This window comes from Bacillus sp. REN16 (assembly GCF_020731355.1).
Classification (GTDB): domain Bacteria; phylum Bacillota; class Bacilli; order Bacillales; family Bacillaceae_L; genus Ferdinandcohnia.
On the sequence record NZ_JAJFZK010000001.1, the window covers coordinates 105,301 to 125,093 of the forward strand.

The following is a 19,793-nucleotide window of genomic DNA, read 5'->3' on the forward strand; positions in this document are numbered from 1 at the left end:
AATAATTTATTAATCTAAGTTGGATAGATAGACACAATGGTGTAAAATCGCTTTTGCACTAGGACGGATTTTAGTTGATAATTGATATTGCTCCTGGTTTTTCGATGGTTTTGTATTGACTTCAATAATCGTTGGTTTACCAGTTTCATCGAGCGCTAAGTCGATTCCTAACTCAGCAAAAATTCCTTCAGCCGTCCCATCGATAATCTCCGCAACCTCAAGGGCTAACTCTTTTATTAACCTTTTTATATGAGGAATTTGTTTTGAATCAAAGTTGTCAAACAGGACATTATTGACCTTTTGAATTTCTCCGCCTCTTGCAAGGTTTGAAACAAATTGATCCTTTGACGAAACTCGAGCAATAGCCGAGGTTAGCTGCCATTTTTCACTCAATTGCTTTTGACAAAGCACGCGAAAATCAAGTGGTTTTTCTTTATATTGGAGAAGGGAAATACATTGTTGAACAATAAAAGTATGTTGCTTCAATCTTGAAAATAAGGATTGAAATAAGGATGCAAAGCTTTGATGGACAGTCTCAATGTCACCTGAGAAAGTTGTATAATCCAATAAATATTGATCCTTATCCGATTTATGGATACGAAAAATATTCCTTCCTTGACTACCGTGGACCGGTTTTACAAAAACGCATTCATATTTCTCGAGCATTTTAAAGAGAACTTCTTTACTCGTTAACAGCTCGGTATCAGGAAGATAGGAATGGAGATGCTCCTGCTCGTTGAGGATTTCATGTACTTCCCATTTATTTAGAAAATGATCATTAAAATAGGGAATATTGTTCATTTCCAATTCATCTGTAAAATCGAGAAACCTTCTGGATTGTTCGCGTTTGCGTGAGTGAATTCGATTATGGACCACCTGAGGGTACGGTACAATCGACTTTTTCCAGGTTCCATCAACATAGGTGTAACCACTATTGATATAAAATGTATTTAATGAAAATACATAAAAAAATACCCCGATTTCGTTTGCATACAACGATAATTCCTCGCAAAATTCCTTGATTGAACCAAGTGATACTTGATTGTTTTTATCGCTTACCTCTGTTAATAGTCCGACAACTGGACCGATTTCAAGTATCTGATTTGACCTCTTGAATAGAGTAATTGGAAAATTCTCAGCAGGAAGCTGTAATTCCTGCAATATCAAGTCATTACACTGAATCACAGGCTCGCTCTCATTTATAGATACGATTTCAACGATGACACTATTCCTGCTGCATGATAATTCAATTTTCTGTTGGTTTTGCAGGCCAAGCTCCTTGAAGATCATGTCACTCATTTTTATTTGTAAAGAGGAATCCTGCTTGTTTGAAACAGGTATCACCTCAATTAGAATTTTTTCCGTCACCTTGATAACCCCATTTGCGAAAACTGACGTTTAAACACTATAATTGATTAGGTGGTACTCAATTTGGAAATTCGATTCAGTTATAAAATTAGGCGAATGTCTTGTAACGTATCGTATGAAAAAATAGGTGAAACTGTTACTTAATAAAGTTCAATTTTAAAGGGTGATTGTATGAATGTATTTTTAATGATCGTATTTATGATGGTGGTTGGAGCCCTCATTGGAGGAGTAACGAATCATCTCGCAATTAAAATGCTTTTTCGTCCATATAAAGCGATCTATATTGGTGGAAAGCGACTTCCATTTACTCCTGGGTTAATCCCGAGACGAAGAGATGAGCTGGCATATCAAATGGGAAGAACCGTAGTAGAACATCTTTTAACACCTGAAAGTCTAAAGAATAAGCTTAAGGACGAAAAATTTGTCAGTACAATCGAAGACTGGGCAAAGGAAGAGACAGCTAAACTACTTGAGACTGAAAAAAATCTCAATGAACTTGCTGAATATATAGGAATACATAATCTTAATGAAGTGGCAGAGGAAAAACTGATTAACTTGATTGAAAAGAAATATGTAAATCTTTTAAATGAGTTCGGAACGAAGGAAATTGGACATGTCCTTCCCGAGGGACTTCTGTCGCAAATAGAAATGAAGATTCCTGAAGCAGCAGAATTTATTACAGAAAAAGGCGTGGAGTATTTCGAAAGTGAGGAAGGAAAACTCCGACTAAAGAGAATGATCGACGATTTTCTATCAACCAGAGGAATGCTTGGGAATATGGTGCAAATGTTCTTAGGGAACACAAGCTTAATTGATAAAATTCAGCCGGAAATCGTTAAGTTCTTAAGAAACCCAGGAACAAAGGAGCTTTTACATTCTTTAATTGAAAAAGAGTGGATGAAGGTAAAAGCTTGGGAAGTTAATAAAGTTGTCGAGCAGGTAGGTTCAGATAAAATTCTTTCCTTCGCGAAAGAACAGACTTTACACATCTTCCCTGTTAAGAAGTATCTTGCAACTCCTGCGAATGTGGTATTACAACCATACAAAGAACGAATAATTGAAGATTTTGTCCCTAAAGGAATTGAAGTGGCAGGCTTTTTTTTAGCAAACCGCATTGATAAAATGATGAAGAGCCTGAAGTTAGAGGAAATAGTGAGGGATCAGGTTGGAACGTTTTCAGTGGAGCGCTTGGAGGAAATGGTGTTAGGCATCTCAAAACGTGAATTCAAGATGATTACCTATCTAGGGGCATTGCTGGGTGGAATCATCGGTATTTTCCAAGGGATTATTGCACAGTTTTTCTAATTGGGATGAATTCTGTGGAAATCTTTGGTATAGTGGAAAAGAACCATTTTTCCCTCGTAATAAATCTGGAAAAGGAGGTCGGTAAAAATGGGAGTAAATTTATATGATGTTGCATATGGAGTTGAAAAAGCGATTCGTGAGAGCGATGAGTTTAAACAACTAAAGCAATTATACGATCAAGTCAACAATGACGAAGGTGCAAAGAAATTATTTGAAGCTTTTAGAAACGTACAATTATCCCTTCAGCAGAAACAAATGATGGGTGAAGATATTTCACAAGAAGAAGTTGAGCAAGCTCAAAAGCAAGTAGCTCTTGTACAACAACATGATACAATCGCAAAGCTTATGGAAGCTGAACAGCGCATGAGTGTTGTCATCGGAGAACTAAACCAAATCATGCTTAAGCCACTTGAAGAACTTTATGGCAGCATGGACCAACAATAAGGATTGGATGAACCCTACGCGAAATTGGCGAGGGTTCTTTTTTTCGTTCATTCATGTAGAAACCAAATGTTCTAATCAGTTTCATTTTTTCATAACCATATATATAGGGACAGCAACAGCGAGAAGGAGGGCCTGCCTTATGTATAGGTTACTAGCAATTAATGTCGATGGAACATTACTGCGTCCAAATGGTCGGCTTCAAAGTGGAACGAAGGAAGCCATTGATTATGTCCGTGCAAAGGAAGTGTATGTGACTCTTGTAACAAGGCGTCACTTCGCATCGACGAAAAAAATAGCAAAAGCGTTAAAGCTAGACTCATTGCTAATTACACATAATGGGGGATTCATCGGTGACGATCTAGATAATCCTCTTTATGTAAAACGAATTTCTGAAGAGAAAACATTTAACATTGTTCAGGTATTGGAAAACTTTAAGTGCAGCATTCGCCTTCAGCATGAGAAGTTTTCAATCGGTAATCGGATGAGGTTCCCTGGAAACCTTATCGCAAAAGCGATGTTTGGATCAGGCGATCCACTCTTTTATCCAATGCAGTTCGTCGATTCACTTGGTGACCATTTAACAGACAATCCAGTGGCACCGCCTAAAATTGAGGTCTATTCACAAAGTGAAGATGAATTGGGGACGATCAAAGAAACGATCAATGAGCACTTCCAGGATATCCAAGTTGATTTAACTGAACCACATAAGCTAGAAATCACACCATTAGGAGTTTCTAAGCTTAATGGGTTAAAAACTTTAGCTAATCACTTAAATATCCCATTGCACGAAACAGTAGTAATCGGTGATTCATCGGATGATACTGAAATGATTCAAACTGCTGGGTTAGGGGTGGCAATGTGGAATGCGCCGAAGGAAGTCAAATTTGCAGCCGACTGGGTGACCCGTTCCAACAATATGAATGGCGTCTCTTATATGATCAAAGAGCATTTCCGAAAGCAGCAAAGAATTGATTTCTTAAAGCAAATTAAAATTGAAAAATAAAGCTGGATACTGCCTCCACAAATTGTGGGGGTTCTTTGTTTGGAAAACTCTTATATTGATTAAAAAACGTTCATTCTGTACACTAATAGGAGCTAATTTTTTGAAAAGGTGAGGCAAATCATGCGTATTTTATTTAAAGGGCCACTGGATGAACGTTTTAATCGACCTCTGCAGCTCATCACGAATCTATTTTTCGAGGAAAGTGAAATTTCCCTTACTGAGCTAGAAGATCCCAGGCTTGTAGTAGATTTTCAATATGAATATAACAATCCGATTATTACCGCATATGCAAAGCTGACTGATTTGAAGACGGGGAATGTTTACAAAGGAAGCTTTAGCAAGGAGTTTCCGCCGTTTGAAAATGAAAAAGAGCTTTTTAAAAAGATAAAAAATGCTGTTTCACATGTGTATGTCATTGTAATGCAAGACTATACAGGGTTTATACAGCCGTGGGGAATGCTTACTGGCATCCGCCCGACAAAGCTTTTACACAAAAAGAATCAAGAGGGAGTATCTCCAGAGGCAGCTCACCAACAATTAAAAGAAGATTATTTAATTACTGATGAAAAACTTGAATTAATGCAACAAATTGTCGAACGTCAACTTACAATGGTTCCAGATTTATATCAACTTCAAAATGAAGTGAGTATTTATATTGGAATTCCTTTCTGCCCAACAAAATGTGCTTATTGCACATTCCCTGCTTACGCAATTAATGGCAGACAAGGTTCAGTAGATTCCTTCCTTGGGGGCCTTCATTACGAGATGCGCGAGATAGGGCATTGGCTAAAGGAAAATAATATAAAAATTACCACTGTCTATTACGGTGGGGGGACCCCAACTAGCATTACAGCTGAAGAAATGGATATGTTATATGAAGAAATGTATCAGTCCTTCCCAGATGTGAAAGATATCCGGGAAATCACCGTAGAAGCGGGAAGACCTGACACGATTACACCTGAAAAACTGGAAGTTTTAAAAAAGTGGAATATTGACAGAATCAGTATCAATCCACAGTCCTATATTCAGGAAACTTTAAAGGCAATTGGCCGTCATCACACAGTAGAGGAAACAATTGATAAATTCCATCTAGCGCGAAACATGGGAATGAACAATATCAATATGGACTTAATCATTGGCCTTCCTGGCGAAGGGGTGGAAGAGTTTAACTATACACTTTCTGAAACTGAAAAGCTAATGCCGGAGTCATTAACCGTTCATACTCTATCTTTTAAGCGTGCCTCCGAAATGACACGAAACAAGAACAAGTATAAGGTTGCTGGCCGTGAAGAAATAACCGAAATGATGAACAATGCTTCTACTTGGACGAAAGAACATGGCTATGTACCTTACTATTTATATCGAATGAAGAATATTCTCGGAAACCTGGAAAATGTAGGTTATTCACTTCCTGGTCAAGAAAGCATCTACAATATTATGATTATGGAAGAAATGCAAACAATCATCGGCCTTGGCTGTGGGGCAGCTAGTAAATTTGTTGATCCCATAACAGGTAAAATTAATCAGTTTGCAAACCCGAAGGATCCAAAATCCTACAATGATAGTTTTATGGAATATACGAATAAAAAAATTGATATTTTAAACGAGCTTTTTGGAGTGGCTAAAGGGGTATAGATTCTATACTCCTTCTTTTTAAAATAATAAATAATTTAAAGGATTTTTCTTTTAAATGTGGAATTATTCAAGTGTTGGACCTCATAAAGATTAACAAACTTCTTTTTTAATAAAATGTAAACGCTTTCCAGAATTATAGACTTCAAGTGCCTACCTAAATATATTTACCCAATATCATACATATATATTTTGAGAGAGAACCCTTAAATTAGGAGGGATAGTGATGACAGCGCGTTATTTACAAAGTGAACATCATATGTTTCGAGATGCTTTTCGGAAGTTTCTTGATAAAGAAGCCTACCCTTTTTATAACGACTGGGAAAAAGACAGGATGATACCACGTTCCTTTTGGACAAAAATGGGGGAAAATGGATTTCTCTGCCCGTGGGTCGATGAAGAGTATGGTGGTTTCAACGCTGATTTTGCATATTCAGTGGTCATAAATGAAGAGCTTGAACGAGTTGGTGCAAGCATGATTGGTATCGGCCTTCATAGTGACATTGTTGTTCCATATTTGAATGAATATGGTTCAGAAGAACAAAAACAAAAATGGCTGCCAAAATGTATCACGGGCGAAATCATTTCAGCGATTGCGATGACAGAGCCGGGGGCTGGTTCTGATTTAGCTGGAATTAAAACAACTGCTGTAAAAAAGGGTGACCATTATATTGTCAATGGTCAGAAAACCTTTATTACAAATGGCATCCATGCAGATCTGGTCGTTGTTGTATGTAAAACAGATCCGAAAGCAAAACATAAAGGAATTAGTTTATTAGTAATTGAAAAAGATACACCTGGATTTTCAAGAGGGAGGAAGCTTGATAAGGTAGGGCTTCATGCCCAAGATACGGCAGAACTTATTTTTGAAGATGCAATCGTATCTGCTGAAAACCTCATCGGAATCGAAGGCAAGGGCTTTTATTACTTAATGCAGCAGCTTCAGCAGGAGCGCCTGATTGTTGCAATATCGGCACAAATTGCGGCCGAGACGATGTTAAAGCTGACTATGAAATATGTAAAAGAGCGGGAGGCTTTTGGCAAATCGATTAGTAAATTCCAACATATTCAATTTAAACTTGCAGAGATGGCAACAGAAATTGAGATTGGGAGAACATTTTTAGATGATTTAATTGACCAACATATCGCTGGAAAGGATGTGGTGACAAAGGTTTCAATGGCAAAATGGTGGCTAACCGATTTGGCAAAAAAAGTAGCAGCCGAATGTATGCACCTCCATGGCGGTTATGGATATATGGAGGAATACGAGATTGCTAGAAGGTACCGCGACACACCAGTATCGGCAATATATGCAGGAACAAACGAAATTATGAAAACAATAATTGTCAAAAATCTGGGGCTATAAGATTAAACAATATAAAATTTGAAGTGGAGGAATCAATTATGATGAATATTCCATTGCTAGTTTCTTCAATGCTCGAACGCGCGGAAAGGTATTTTCCAAAGAAAACAGTTGTTTCGAGAACTTCATCTGGAATGGTAACCCATACTTATAAGGAAATCGGTGAGCGAACAAGAAAATTATCAAGTGCCTTAGAAAAAATAGGCGTGAACAAAGGAGACCGTGTTGGAACGCTAGCTTGGAATCATCATCGCCATCTTGAAGCTTATTTTGCCATACCTGGAATTGGTGCAGTCTTGCATACAATTAATATTCGCCTTTCACCAGCGCATATTATCTACATTATCAATCATGCTGAAGATCAGGTTTTACTATTTGACGAGGACCTGCTTCCACTATTGGAGAAAGTAAAGGACCAACTTAAAACAGTTAAAGCTTATGTTCTCATGACCGATAAAGATGAATTACCTGAATCAAACTTAGAACCTCTTTATCATTATGAAAAAATGATAAATGAAGGAAATCCTGCATTTGAATTTAGAAAGGATTTAGATGAAAACGATCCGGTCGGAATGTGTTACACATCCGCAACTACAGGAAATCCGAAAGGGGTAATCTATTCTAACCGTGGCGTTGTGTTGCATAGTATGGCGCTTGGTCTTACCGATAGCGCTGGGTTATCGGAAAGCGATATTGCCATGCCGGTTGTTCCAATGTTTCATGTAAATGCATGGGGAATACCGTTTGCCGCGGTGTGGTTTGGTACAACACTTGTTATGCCAGGACCTTATTTTACTCCAAAGATATTAGCTGAGTTAATCGATTCTGAGAAGGTAACAACAACTGCAGGAGTACCCACAATCTGGCTGGGACTTCTTAATGAATTAGAGCAAGGAAATTACGATACAAGCAGTTTAACCCGTATCTTATGTGGTGGATCAGCAGCACCAAAAGGGCTTATTAAAGCCTTTGAATCAAAATACAAAATCCCATTTATCCATGCATATGGGATGACAGAAACAACCCCGCTGGTTGTTTTATCCCGACTAAAAAGCTACCAGAGTGATCTTTCAGATGAAGAAAAATTAGAGATTCGCGCAAAACAAGGGTCTCTCGTGCCTTTAGTCGAGATGAAGGTCGTTGGGGCAAATGGGGAGGTTGCCAATGATGGCAAAGAAATGGGAGAGCTCTTGTTAAGAGGAAATTGGATTGCTGATGAGTATTATAAGGATGAGCGTACAAATGAGGGATTCCGTGATGGATGGCTTCATACCGGAGATGTTGTCACAGTTGATGAAGAAGGTGTTGTGAAGATTGTTGACAGAACGAAAGACATGATCAAGAGTGGCGGGGAATGGATTTCCTCAGTTGATATTGAAAATGCACTCATGGCCCATGAAGCTGTATTTGAAGCAGCCGTTATCGCAGTACCACATGAAAGATGGCAGGAACGTCCGGTGGCATGTGTTGTGTTAAAGGATGCGGCAAAGGGGAAAACCACAAAAGAAGAGCTATACGAGTTTCTAAAGCCACAATTCGCAAAATGGTGGTTACCAGATGATATCATCTTTATGGATGAAATTCCAAAAACATCAGTAGGCAAGTTTTTAAAGAGAGCATTAAGAGATCAATTGCAGAACCATCTGTCACAGGTAAAATAAATTTGCTAAACCATCCAAGCGATTTTGGATGGTTTAATTTTTGAAAACGGTTTCTTTTATATTGATATAATTGTATAATAGTAGAAACACCACTAAGGGGGCATATGAATGACAACCGAGCAAGTAGAAAAAGTATTACTACATATGGATGATCGAGTAGCATATCTTACTCTAAATCGACCTAAGTCACTAAATGCAATGGATGTTGACATGTTAAATCAAATTTTACATAGTTTAAAAGAGGTAGCTGCCAATGATGAAGTGGATATCCTTGTATTGGCAGGAAGTGGAACTGGTTTTTCTGCTGGCGGGGACATAAAAACAATGTTGAACGGGGCAGAAGATCCAGAATTTGAACCTATAATGGAACTTATTTCCGAAATTATAAAAACGCTATATTTATTACCAAAATTAGTAATCAGCGCGATTCATGGACCAGCAGCAGGACTTGGTTTAAGCTTTGCACTAGGTGCTGACTATATTATTGCTGACCGACTATCAAGTATAGCCATGAATTTTATCCGGATTGGTTTGATTCCGGATGGAGGTGCACATTTCTTCCTTGAAAAAAGACTTGGTGAAGCAAAAGCAAAGCATGTAATTTGGGAAGGAAAGCGTTTGTCACCAGGGGAAGCTTTGCACATCGGTTTGATTGACGAGGTTGCAGAGGAAGAACTGCAAACAGCAGTACTTCATAAGGTGAATAAGTGGAAGAAGAGACCAATACTCGCTATTATTCAATCTAAATCCATTTATAATCAAATGCACTTACCAGAGCTGGAAAAAATACTGGATTTAGAAAAACAAGGTCAGAAAGCAATGCGAAATACAAAGGACCACCGTGAAGGCATTCAAGCCTTTTTAGAAAAAAGAAAACCATCTTTTACTGGGGAATAATGATGAAAGTCCCGCCGGAAGAACGGCGGGGCTTTTTACGTAAAAAATGTACTTCAAAGTGGAGTACCTGCTTATCGATGGAACAACACCAATTTTCCAGCGGAGCTTGTGCAACGGTGGGTTGTTTCTAAATAATTTTTTTCTTTAAGAATTTTTTCCCCAGTTTCTTTTGCTTCCTTTTCAGTAGCCGCTTCAAATGATTCCTCGACTAGTTTTTCACCAGTTTTATCAAACACAGTTAATACGTATTTCATGTCAGATTCCCCCATAATAAGTTAAAAATTCTGATACTTAAAGTGTAGTGGATAGCTAGTCTTCATGCAACCAAAAATCAATTTAATTATGTGTTATGATACTTTTATGAAACTTTTTCCCTATCATAATCGTAGAAACAACTGGAGAAGGAGGAGTCGATATGGCATTACAGCTAGAAAATGTTACAAAAAGATTCGGTAGCTTCACGGCTGTTGACAATTTATCAATAGAAATCCCTGAACGAGAAATGTTCGGGTTTCTTGGTGCGAATGGCGCGGGGAAGACGACAACATTTCGAATGATCTTAGGATTATTGGATGTCAGTGATGGAAAAATTAGTTGGGATGGAAAGAAAATTAATTATGATACGAGCCACATAATTGGATATTTGCCAGAGGAAAGAGGCTTATATCCGAAAATGAAGGTGCGTGATCAGCTTGTGTATCTTGCAAGACTAAGAGGTATGCAGAAACAGGATATTTTAAAACAAATTGATTATTGGCTAGAGCGATTTAAGGTTCCTGAATATGCAACAAAAAAGGTCGAGGAGCTGTCAAAAGGAAATCAGCAAAAAATACAGTTTATTGCTTCCGTAATTCATCAGCCAAAGCTTCTTATTCTTGATGAACCATTCAGTGGATTAGACCCTGTGAATGTGGAGATTTTAAAAGGCGCGGTCGTGGATTTGAAAAATGCAGGAACTTCAATTGTGTTTTCAAGTCACCGCATGGAGCATGTTGAGGAATTATGTGAGCATTTATGTATCATGCATCATGGGAAACCAGTTGTGCACGGATCGCTCAAGGAAATAAAGCGCTCGTTTGGAAAGAAAAACGTTATTGTCCATGCTGATTTTGATATTAGTCATTTAAAAACATTAGCAGGAGTTACAAAGGCTAAGGAAACAGCGGAGGGACTTCATTTGCAAGTTGAAAGTGAAGCTATTTCACAAAAAATCCTTGATGCAATTGCAGGAAAAGGATTTGTCCGAAAGTTTGTATTAGAGGAACCTTCCTTAAATGATATTTTTATCGAAAAGGTAGGTGCTTCCTATGAGTAAATTTTGGATTATTTTATTTCACACATATGTGAGTAAATTAAAGACGAAATCCTTTATTATCACCACGCTAATCACAGCACTTATTATTTTTGGTCTCGCAAATATCCAAACCATCATTGAAAAATTTGATAAAGATGAAACAAGTCATGTTGCTGTTTTAACTGAGTCTGAAGAACTTTATCAAGCATATGAACAGGTATTAACACCGATGACTAAAGACATAATTCTAGAAAAGATGGACGGAACTGAAGCGGAAGCAAAAGAGCGTGTTACAGCTGAAGAGATTTCAGGATATCTCATTTTGACAGAAACACCTGAAGGACTTCCGGAAGCGATGTACAAAGCCCCATCGATTACTGATTCGGAAATTACTGGGCAACTTGAACAAGCCCTTCAGCAATTGAAGGTAACAATCGCAACTACAAAAGCTGGATTATCTGCTGAGCAGATTAATGAACTGTATGCACCTGTTCACTTTGACAAACAAGCTCTTCAGGAAAATGCAAAATCTGAGGAGGAACTAAATCAAGCACGTGGTTTAGTTTATGTTCTATTATTTGTTATCTATTTTGCAGTCATTATGTATGCGAATATGATTGCGATGGAGGTTGCAACTGAAAAATCTTCTCGAGTGATGGAAATTCTCATTTCAAGTGTTTCGCCGATTAAGCAAATGTTCGGTAAGATTTTGGGTATAGCGTTACTAAGTTTAACCCAATTCGCTGTCATTTTAGCAGTTGGTTATGGCTCTTTAAAGCAGAGCATGAGTGGAATGGAAGGCGGATTTTTTGAAGTGTTTGGCTTTGGCGATCTGCCGGTTTCAACGTTTGTATATGCTGGAGTATTCTTCATTTTAGGGTATTTCCTATTTGCAACACTTGCTGCCTTTTTAGGATCATTGGTAAGTCGAATTGAAGATGTTCAACAAATGATTACCCCGATGACTTTATTAATAGTAGCCGCTTTTATGATTGCAATGTTTGGTCTAACAAAACCGGAATCATCCGTGATTACGATTACTTCATATATTCCATTCTTTGCACCAATGATCATGTTCCTTCGTGTTGGAATGTTAACACTTCCAGTATGGGAGATCGCATTATCAATCGGAATTCTAGTGCTATCCATTACACTATTAGCCATTTTCGGAGCACGAGTTTACCGTGGAGGAGTACTAATGTATGGTAAGTCATCCTCTTTCAAGGACATTAAGAAAGCTCTACAACTAACAAAGAAGGATAAATAAGGTACCAGTGGGACAGATCTGCTGGTTCAAATTCAACCGAGGGGATGCCCCCTCGGTTTTTTAAATTCTACAAAACAAGAACGTGCATTCGTATTGTTGTGGTGGTAGAATAAAGGTAACAGATCAAAGGGGGCGCCTTAGTTGAATTCAATTACATTTTTACATATCGCCGATTTGCATTTGGACAGCCCTTTTTCAGGGTTAGCGAACCTGCCGACAGAATTATTTAAGCATGTACAAGAAAGTACATTTATATCCCTGACCAGATTAATCTCGATTGCAATCGAGAAAAGGGTAGATTTCGTGGTAATTGCTGGTGATTTATTTGATGGCGAAGACCGCAGTCTGCGTGCACAGTCCCGGTTTCGAAATGAAATGGAACGACTAAAGGAAAATGACATTGAGGCTTTTGTCGTCCACGGGAATCATGACCATCTTGGTGGGAATTGGCCACAATTTAATTGGCCAAACAATGTCCATGTGTTTCAAAATGAAAATGTCGAAGTAATTCCCTTTATAAAAAATGGAGAAATTATTGCGAATATATACGGGTTTAGCTATGCCAAGAGAGCCGTGCTTGAAAACAAAACCTCAGCCTATCAGAAAAAAGAAAACGCACCCTACCATATAGGCATATTACATGGAAGTAAAGAGGGAGAGAGTGCTCATAGTCGCTATGCCCCATTCTTGCTATCTGATCTTCAGCAAAAAGGATTTGATTACTGGGCTCTGGGGCATATTCACACAAGAGAGATTCTGTCAGAGGATCCACCTATTATTTATCCTGGAAATATTCAAGGAAGGCATAAAAAAGAAACAGGTGAAAAAGGCGGGTACCTTGTAAAGCTTTCAAAGACTGGAGTCAATTTTACTTTTTTCCCGACATCCGACCTAATCTGGGAAAATACATCGATTGATATTTCCGAGACTGCTAGCTTTGACCAACTCGTCGATCTGACACTTTCTCATATCGATGATCTTCGTAAAATGGAAAATCAGGGTTTGTTTTTATCAATCGAATATATAGGAACGGGTCCACTATATGATCAGTTGCAGGAAAAAGGAATGCAAGAAGATCTGTTGTCCATTTTAAATGATGATATAACAGGAAGGAACTTTGTGTACGTAGTGGAACTGAAACAAACGGCACAATTGCTAATTGATCGCGAAAAGGTAAAGCAGGAATCGAATTTTATTGGAGATTTGATAGAAAACATGGAGACATATCAAGATTTTAACCAGGCAATGCTTCCTTTACGAAGCCACCAAGGCTACCGCAGGTATGTCGACACTTTTACAAATGAAGAACTTCAGGAAATACTTCAGGATGCTGAAAAGATCATCCTCCGGAAACTCTACCATTCAGATTGAGGTGATGATATGCGAATCATTGGGATTCAGATTTATGGATATGGAAAGCTGGAAAATGTTGAATTTGGTAATTTATCCCCTAATCTTCAAGTTTTTTATGGACAAAATGAAGCGGGGAAATCGACACTTATGTCATTTATTCATAGCATTTTATTTGGGTTTCCAACGAAACAACAAAATGAACAGCGCTATATTCCAAAAACCGGAACAAAATATGGCGGAAAGCTTATTCTCCAAACAAATGAATTTGGAACAGTTATGATTGAGAGATTGCCTGGAAAAGCAACCGGGGATGTAAAGGTCTACTTACCAGATGGAACCGTTAGAGGAGAAGATTATATTTCTGAGATTTTTAAGGGAATGGATAAGAACCTATACCAAAATATATATTCCTTTAACATCCATGGGCTGCAAGGTGTACATAACTTAAAGAGTGAGGATGTGGGGAGATTTCTATTTTCTGCTGGAACTGTTGGAACAGACGCCTTGCTAGAATTACAGAATAAATTAACGAAGGATATGGATAGTTTATATAAGCCAAAAGGGAAGAATCCACCTTTAAATAAGGAATTGAATCAGCTTAAGGAGCAGTATGCAAAAATTTCAAACTGGCAGGAAAAAAACAATGAATATGAGGAACTTTTAGAAGAACAGCATCGAATTGAAAATGAACTAAAAAACCTAGACATTAGAATCCAATATCTAAAGGAAAAAATTCAAGAGTCGGAAAAACTCCAATCGATCCAGCCAATATTAGAGGAGTATCAAACCTTAGACTATCAATTGACAGGATTACATGCATTTGAGCCATACCCGGAGGATGGGTTGAAGCGTTTCGAACAATTGCAGGCACTGATTAAACCATATGAAGCTCAGCTAAAAACGTTTTTAGCAAAACTAGCGGAATTGCACAGGGAAAAAAGCTCTATCCAAGTATCACTAGAATATCTTGAAAACGAGCAGCAAATTATGGAATTGGTTGAAAATAAGAGCTTATTTGCTGAAAAAGAAAATAGATTCAACATTATTTCGAGAGAGCTTCAGCAGGTTGAGACAGAAATGCAACATTTAAAAGGAAGACTCAATTTATCATTTCCAATAGAAAAAGTTCAAGAATTAGATCTTAGTATTGCGGCGAAAGATCTATTTTCAGAACTTGTGTCTGAGACAGCTCGGCATAAACAGCAAAAGCATTTTCTGGATGATAGCTTTACTCGGGCAAAGGATGTATTAGAAACAAGTGAGCACAAACTCAAGGAACTTAAGCAGCAAATGCTATCTAATGAGGAAAGAGAAGTTCTTGAGAAAAAGAAAGGTCAATATACAGCTAAAGAAAGCTTGGAAAAGGAAAAAGTTTTAATTGATGTGGAAATCGAGAGAATTAATCAACAAATCACAAGGGTATCAGCAAAAGAAACCGAAAATAAGACGAAGCTAACTCGTGTGTTTTATGGAATTGGTTTAGCACTAATTCTCGTATCGGTTTATTTTTATTTCTCACAGGAATGGATAACAGGAGGAATTTTATCCGTTATAGCCCTGCTCATACTGTCAATTGGGAAAATGGTCACCACACAGATGTCATCCTCAATCATCCATGAACTTAAGGTTGATAAAGAACGCCTTTTGAAAAAGCAGGGTTCAATTAAAGAAAAACTTAAAAACCACAATCCTTTAGATGAAGAGGAAATAACATCAAAGCTCATTCATGATCAGCATGTTAGGCAGCAAATCGCAATGGAACATGCAGCCCTTCGGCGAAATGAAAGTGGGTACGATAAAGTGCTTTCGGGCTTTGAAGAATGGGAGAAAGCGGGTTTTCTGATTGAGGAAAAGGTTGCAAACATTAAGAAAACATATGGGCTCCCACAGCAAGTATCGAATGAACGGTTAATGGATACCTTTCAAATCCTTGAGGCAATCCGGGATAACGCCTTGAGAAAACAAAATCTTTTGGAGCAAAAGAATGAACTCCAAGCAGAGATTTCTGCTTTCCAGTATAAATTGAATTCGGTAGCAAATCAGTTAAATATACGGGAACAAGATCAAATCAAAATCGATCAACTTGCAATCCGATTGCAGGAAGAAAAAAAGAACAATGAGCTGATGCTACAGAATGAAGCAAAAATAAAGGATGCAACTGATCAGATCGCAAAACTTGAATTAGAAATTGCTTACCTTCAAAAGGAATGTTCCGTTTTGTGGGAGCTGGCTGAAGTATCAAATGAAGAAAGCTTTCGGGCAAAGGGGCAGGCAAATGCTCAAGGCAAGGAAATTAAGGAACGAATGAGCCTCCTTCACGCCCATCTCAAACGATTTGGAGAGTTAGTGCCCAATTGCAATGTTGAAACGGATTATGAGAAACGAATTGAAGAAATATCAGCCGAAATCACTCAACTTCAAACAGTTGAAAAAGAGGAGCAACGCCGGTTGTCGGCTACTCATCATCGGGTGCAAGAGCTTGAAGAAGGTGGAACCTATGCCGATTTGCTTCATTCATACAAGGCAAATAAATCATTGGTTAAGGATCATGCAAAACAATGGGCAACACTTGCCGTAGCTAAGGATATTCTTTCTATGTCAGTTGAGCAGTATCGAAAACTCCGGCTTCCAAAGGTTATTGAAAAAGCAGAACATTATTTTTCAATCTTAACTGATAAAAAATACAAAAAAATCTATTTGGATAATGATGCAGATGGTTTTATCGTTGAGGATGAGAGTGGCCTTCGTTATAAACCAAATGAACTTAGCCAAGCTACCTCCGAGCAATTATATATAGCTATTCGTTTTTCACTTGCTAATACGATGCATCCGAATCAATCCTATCCATTTGTAATTGATGATAGCTTTGTCAATTTTGATTCATACCGATTATCAAGCGCTATTCACTTAATGAAAGAGCTATCAAAAGACAATCAGATTCTATTATTTACATGTCATCAACATGTTATGGAAGGATTTGGAGATGTAAAACCGATTGAATTAGGTACTAAAGTAATCAAGGAAAACCATAAAAGTGTGCTATAATTTTTGATAGATAAAGAGAGACAGATCTTAGAAGATATTTGATAAGAAACAGGGGGAGAATATATGGTTAAAGGCATTATGCATTATGATGTTGGTCAGCAAGTGGATGTATTTTTATTTATTAAATCTTCAACTAAAGGGATAGCAAGTAACGGAAAACCATTTCTGACGCTCATATTCCAGGATAAAAGTGGAGAAATTGAAGCAAAGCTTTGGGATGCAACATCTGAAGATGAAAATCATTATGCAGCCCAAAATATAGTAAGACTCGCAGGGGAAATTAATAGTTACCGTGGTCGAAATCAGCTGAAAATCCGAAACATCCGCCCAGCCACAGATCTAGACGGGGTTACGATTTCTGATTTCCTAGCGGTTGCACCGATACCACAAGATGAAATGTCTTCAAAAGTTACACAGTATATTTTTGAGATGAAGAATTCCAATATCCAAAGAATTACGAGACATCTACTAAAAAAACATCAAGCTGCCTTTTTTGAATATCCTGCAGCAACGAAGAACCACCATGAATTTGTGTCTGGTCTTGCCTACCATGTTGTATCAATGCTTGACTTGGCAAAATCAATTGCCCACCTTTATCCGTCACTTGATACGGATTTATTATACGCTGGAATCATCCTTCATGATTTAGGAAAGGTAACCGAGCTATCTGGACCAATTTCAACGACGTATACAGTAGAAGGAAATCTATTAGGGCATATTTCTATAATGGTTAATGAAATCGGACAGGCAGCAAAAGAACTTGGTATTGAAGGAGAAGAAGTGACAATCCTTCAGCATATCATTCTAAGCCACCATGGAAAGGCTGAATGGGGCAGCCCTAAGCCACCTATGATTAAGGAGGCAGAGATTCTTCATTATATTGATAATCTGGATGCTAAAATGAACATGTTGGATCGTGCCTTAGAACGAGTGAAACCAGGTGAATTTTCAGATCGGGTCTTTGCTTTAGATAATAGAAGCTTTTATAAGCCAACTTTTCATAAATAAGCCAATAAGCGATAAACTCGACTCATCATTTTTACTGAGTCGAGTTTTTTTAATAGAATTTTTTATTTTATGGAAAGCTATGTAAAAAAAGAGGTATTGAAAAATGGTAAAAGTTTTACTTCTGTTTTTTCTTTTTTTCTTTTCAATAGAGTATTTGAATGTTGAGGCCACAACTGAATTTGATGAAAAAGACAGCCCATTAAGCTTTAAAGTTGAATTGGTTCCTTGGGAAATGGTTAATGAAATTCTTCCTAGAAAATCCTTTTTTACAATTATTGATGTTGAAACCGGCCTTCAATTTCGTGTGCAAAGAAGGGCGGGCAGCAGACATGCGGATGTTCAACCACTTACAATAGATGATACAAAAATAATGAAAAAAATCTACGGTGGGAAATGGAGCTGGAAACGTAGAGCAATTATCGTGAAGTACGGTGACCAAATGATTGCAGCATCAATGCATGGAATGCCACATGGGGGTGGTGCATTAAAAAATGGCTTTCCTGGTCATTTTTGTGTTCATTTCTTAGGAAGTACGACCCATCGATCAAAAGAGCCAGATTTGGCTCATAAGCTAATGTTATTAAAAGCGGGTGGAAAGCTTGATGAATATATAAGTAATGCTGACCCTTATCAACTTATTGAAATATTTGCAACCGGAGTTAATCAAACAGATCAGAAGATTATTAAACAAACATTTCTCCCGAATGCAAAAAACAAGAAGCTTTTCAAAAACTTAAATCAAATTACGATATTTTCAATCACAAATATCTCCTATTTGCCATTAAGTGATTTAAAGGGACTTTTAAGTATGGAAATCCCTGTTGAGGTCGAAATTTTTCGGGATCAAGGGAAGGAACGAATACAAATCGTTTTCGTCTTAGTTCGTAACAGTATTGTTGACCGTTGGTATATCCAACAAAATGAATTACACAAACAACTCTAATTTTTGGGCAAGTATGAAATTATAAAAGGGTTTTTCTGTTTTTTGTTGAATTCTGTAAATAATGTTTTCGTATAGGAGTGATTAAAATGACGTCAACTAAACCTTTGCTTTATGGAGTGTTAATCGGGAGTATTATCGGTGGTGTTTCAGTCCTTTTAAGTACGCCATCTTCTGGAAAAGAATTTAGAAATAATTTAAAGAATAATCAAAAACATATAAAAGATTCCCTATCTCAAGTAATTTATGAAGGGAAATCTCTTACCGATCAAGTTTCAAAGTCAACTAAACAAGCGGTCACTACAATAACCGAAGTTTCTGGGGAGTTAAAGCATTCATTTAATCATTGGAAAAAAGAAATTGAGGATAATCAAAAAAATATTCAAAAAGAGCTTTCAGAAATAGAGAGCGCTTTAGAAAACCTCGAAAAAACGCTGACAACCAAGTAAATATAAAATTTTTTAGCCTAATTGAAAAATTTCGTAAATTTACATCTTTATTAATTTTTATTTTATTGGCATAATAGTAATAAGAGAAAATAGAAAAGTGGGTGAATCTATGAAACATGAAGAAAAAATGGCCTCCATCAAAGAAGCGCTCCTTTTTAGTCAAAGAATCGCACAACTAAGTAAGGCATTATGGAAGTCTATTGAAAAGGACTGGCAGCAATGGATCAAGCCTTATGACTTAAATATTAATGAGCATCACATTATTTGGATAGCGTATCATTTGAAAGGTGCTTCTATTTCAGAGATTGCTAAATTTGGAGTTATGCATGTTTCGACAGCATTTAACTTTTCTAAAAAGTTAGAGGAACGTGGACTGCTACAATTTTCAAAAAAAGAAAACGATAAGCGTAACACATATATCGAATTGACTCCAGATGGAGAAGCAATCTTTTTGAAAATTGTTGAAGCCTATAATCCTACTAAAAATGGGGTATTGGAAGGTGCAATTCCACTTAAGAAACTTTACGGGAAGTTTCCGGAAATCGTTGAAGTAATGAGCATTGTCCGCAATATTTACGGGGATGATTATATGGAAATCTTCGAAAAATCCTTCAAAAATTTTGAAGATGATTTTATTGAGGTAGATGGAAAGCTTTACAAACGAGTTGAAGAAAAATTAGAAATGTAATCGATTATGTAAAAGCGGCGTGAAACTAACAAATCCCTCCGCTTTTTATTTTTTGAAAATATGCTCAATTCTTCAC

17 protein-coding genes are annotated in these 19,793 nt (G+C 37.4%); 15 read left to right on the forward strand and 2 right to left on the reverse strand.

Annotation, left to right across the window (positions count from 1 at the left end; translation table 11 throughout):
* Positions 1-9 precede the first annotated feature (9 nt).
* Positions 10-1,368 carry a YheC/YheD family protein gene (locus LKW28_RS23085; protein WP_229138383.1) on the reverse strand — a complete coding sequence of 453 codons (1,359 nt, stop codon included), beginning with the start codon at positions 1,366-1,368 and terminating at the stop codon, positions 10-12.
* Positions 1,369-1,539: 171 nt separating this feature from the next.
* Between LKW28_RS23085 and LKW28_RS00510 the strand changes: the two genes are divergently transcribed.
* From LKW28_RS00510 to LKW28_RS00540, 7 genes are all read left to right on the forward strand, one after another.
* Entirely contained in the window at positions 1,540-2,673 is a 1,134-nt protein-coding gene (locus tag LKW28_RS00510; protein ID WP_229138384.1) for a DUF445 domain-containing protein, read from the forward strand.
* 87 nt (positions 2,674-2,760) lie between these two features.
* Complete coding sequence (locus tag LKW28_RS00515; protein WP_229138385.1) at positions 2,761-3,117, forward strand: YlbF family regulator; 357 nt, start codon at positions 2,761-2,763, stop codon at positions 3,115-3,117.
* Between the two features lie 139 nt (positions 3,118-3,256).
* Positions 3,257-4,120, forward strand: a complete 864-nt coding sequence (locus tag LKW28_RS00520) for a Cof-type HAD-IIB family hydrolase (protein ID WP_229138386.1) — start codon at positions 3,257-3,259, stop codon at positions 4,118-4,120.
* 120 nt (positions 4,121-4,240) lie between these two features.
* A complete protein-coding gene (locus tag LKW28_RS00525; protein ID WP_229138387.1) occupies positions 4,241-5,755 on the forward strand; it encodes a coproporphyrinogen III oxidase in 1,515 nt (504 codons plus the stop codon).
* Positions 5,756-5,978: 223 nt separating this feature from the next.
* The gene (locus LKW28_RS00530) at positions 5,979-7,118 is read left to right on the forward strand and encodes an acyl-CoA dehydrogenase family protein (RefSeq protein ID WP_229138388.1); all 1,140 of its coding nucleotides are present in this window, start codon (positions 5,979-5,981) and stop codon (positions 7,116-7,118) included.
* Positions 7,119-7,156: 38 nt separating this feature from the next.
* Complete coding sequence (locus tag LKW28_RS00535) at positions 7,157-8,776, forward strand: long-chain fatty acid--CoA ligase (RefSeq protein ID WP_229138389.1); 1,620 nt, start codon at positions 7,157-7,159, stop codon at positions 8,774-8,776.
* A gap of 108 nt (positions 8,777-8,884) precedes the next feature.
* A complete protein-coding gene (locus LKW28_RS00540) occupies positions 8,885-9,673 on the forward strand; it encodes an enoyl-CoA hydratase (protein ID WP_229138390.1) in 789 nt (262 codons plus the stop codon).
* A gap of 71 nt (positions 9,674-9,744) precedes the next feature.
* Here the strand turns inward: LKW28_RS00540 and LKW28_RS00545 are convergent, their stop codons facing one another.
* On the reverse strand, positions 9,745-9,927 hold the full coding sequence (locus LKW28_RS00545) for a YhzD family protein (protein WP_229138391.1): 183 nt from the start codon (positions 9,925-9,927) through the stop codon (positions 9,745-9,747).
* Positions 9,928-10,088: 161 nt separating this feature from the next.
* On the opposite strand from LKW28_RS00545, the gene LKW28_RS00550 reads away from it, so the two are divergent.
* From LKW28_RS00550 to LKW28_RS00585, 8 genes are all read left to right on the forward strand, one after another.
* Positions 10,089-10,988, forward strand: a complete 900-nt coding sequence (locus tag LKW28_RS00550) for an ABC transporter ATP-binding protein (RefSeq protein ID WP_229138392.1) — start codon at positions 10,089-10,091, stop codon at positions 10,986-10,988.
* On the forward strand, positions 10,981-12,234 hold the full coding sequence (locus LKW28_RS00555) for an ABC transporter permease (RefSeq protein ID WP_229138393.1): 1,254 nt from the start codon (positions 10,981-10,983) through the stop codon (positions 12,232-12,234). The genes LKW28_RS00550 and LKW28_RS00555 overlap by 8 nt, the downstream gene beginning before the upstream one ends.
* 141 nt (positions 12,235-12,375) lie before the next feature.
* Entirely contained in the window at positions 12,376-13,605 is a 1,230-nt protein-coding gene (locus LKW28_RS00560) for a metallophosphoesterase family protein (RefSeq protein ID WP_229138394.1), read from the forward strand.
* Positions 13,606-13,614: 9 nt separating this feature from the next.
* Positions 13,615-16,632 (forward strand): ATP-binding protein, encoded by a 3,018-nt coding sequence (locus LKW28_RS00565; protein ID WP_229138395.1) that lies wholly within the window; start codon positions 13,615-13,617, stop codon positions 16,630-16,632.
* A 63-nt stretch (positions 16,633-16,695) separates the two neighbouring features.
* Complete coding sequence (yhaM, locus tag LKW28_RS00570) at positions 16,696-17,640, forward strand: 3'-5' exoribonuclease YhaM (protein ID WP_229138396.1); 945 nt, start codon at positions 16,696-16,698, stop codon at positions 17,638-17,640.
* A 103-nt stretch (positions 17,641-17,743) separates the two neighbouring features.
* Positions 17,744-18,583: a hypothetical protein gene (locus LKW28_RS00575; RefSeq protein ID WP_229138397.1), complete on the forward strand. Its 840-nt coding sequence runs from the start codon at positions 17,744-17,746 to the stop codon at positions 18,581-18,583.
* An 86-nt stretch (positions 18,584-18,669) separates the two neighbouring features.
* Positions 18,670-19,029, forward strand: a complete 360-nt coding sequence (locus LKW28_RS00580; RefSeq protein ID WP_229138398.1) for a YtxH domain-containing protein — start codon at positions 18,670-18,672, stop codon at positions 19,027-19,029.
* A 109-nt stretch (positions 19,030-19,138) separates the two neighbouring features.
* A complete protein-coding gene (locus tag LKW28_RS00585; RefSeq protein WP_229138399.1) occupies positions 19,139-19,717 on the forward strand; it encodes an HTH-type transcriptional regulator Hpr in 579 nt (192 codons plus the stop codon).
* Positions 19,718-19,793 lie beyond the last annotated feature (76 nt).

Excerpts from the sequence above, each read along its gene's own strand:
- LKW28_RS00585 (WP_229138399.1), top strand. The coding sequence starts at position 19,139 with ATGAAACATGAAGAAAAAATGGCCTCCATCAAAGAAGCGCTCCTTTTT.
- LKW28_RS00510 (WP_229138384.1), top strand. The coding sequence starts at position 1,540 with ATGAATGTATTTTTAATGATCGTATTTATGATGGTGGTTGGAGCCCTC.
- LKW28_RS00575 (WP_229138397.1), top strand. The coding sequence starts at position 17,744 with ATGGTAAAAGTTTTACTTCTGTTTTTTCTTTTTTTCTTTTCAATAGAG.
- LKW28_RS00550 (WP_229138392.1), top strand. The coding sequence starts at position 10,089 with ATGGCATTACAGCTAGAAAATGTTACAAAAAGATTCGGTAGCTTCACG.
- LKW28_RS00525 (WP_229138387.1), top strand. The coding sequence starts at position 4,241 with ATGCGTATTTTATTTAAAGGGCCACTGGATGAACGTTTTAATCGACCT.
- LKW28_RS00580 (WP_229138398.1), top strand. The coding sequence starts at position 18,670 with ATGACGTCAACTAAACCTTTGCTTTATGGAGTGTTAATCGGGAGTATT.
- LKW28_RS00520 (WP_229138386.1), top strand. The coding sequence starts at position 3,257 with ATGTATAGGTTACTAGCAATTAATGTCGATGGAACATTACTGCGTCCA.
- LKW28_RS00530 (WP_229138388.1), top strand. The coding sequence starts at position 5,979 with ATGACAGCGCGTTATTTACAAAGTGAACATCATATGTTTCGAGATGCT.
- LKW28_RS00565 (WP_229138395.1), top strand. The coding sequence starts at position 13,615 with ATGCGAATCATTGGGATTCAGATTTATGGATATGGAAAGCTGGAAAAT.
- LKW28_RS00555 (WP_229138393.1), top strand. The coding sequence starts at position 10,981 with ATGAGTAAATTTTGGATTATTTTATTTCACACATATGTGAGTAAATTA.
- LKW28_RS00540 (WP_229138390.1), top strand. The coding sequence starts at position 8,885 with ATGACAACCGAGCAAGTAGAAAAAGTATTACTACATATGGATGATCGA.
- LKW28_RS00515 (WP_229138385.1), top strand. The coding sequence starts at position 2,761 with ATGGGAGTAAATTTATATGATGTTGCATATGGAGTTGAAAAAGCGATT.
- LKW28_RS00535 (WP_229138389.1), top strand. The coding sequence starts at position 7,157 with ATGATGAATATTCCATTGCTAGTTTCTTCAATGCTCGAACGCGCGGAA.
- yhaM (WP_229138396.1), top strand. The coding sequence starts at position 16,696 with ATGGTTAAAGGCATTATGCATTATGATGTTGGTCAGCAAGTGGATGTA.
- LKW28_RS00545 (WP_229138391.1), bottom strand. The coding sequence starts at position 9,927 with ATGAAATACGTATTAACTGTGTTTGATAAAACTGGTGAAAAACTAGTC.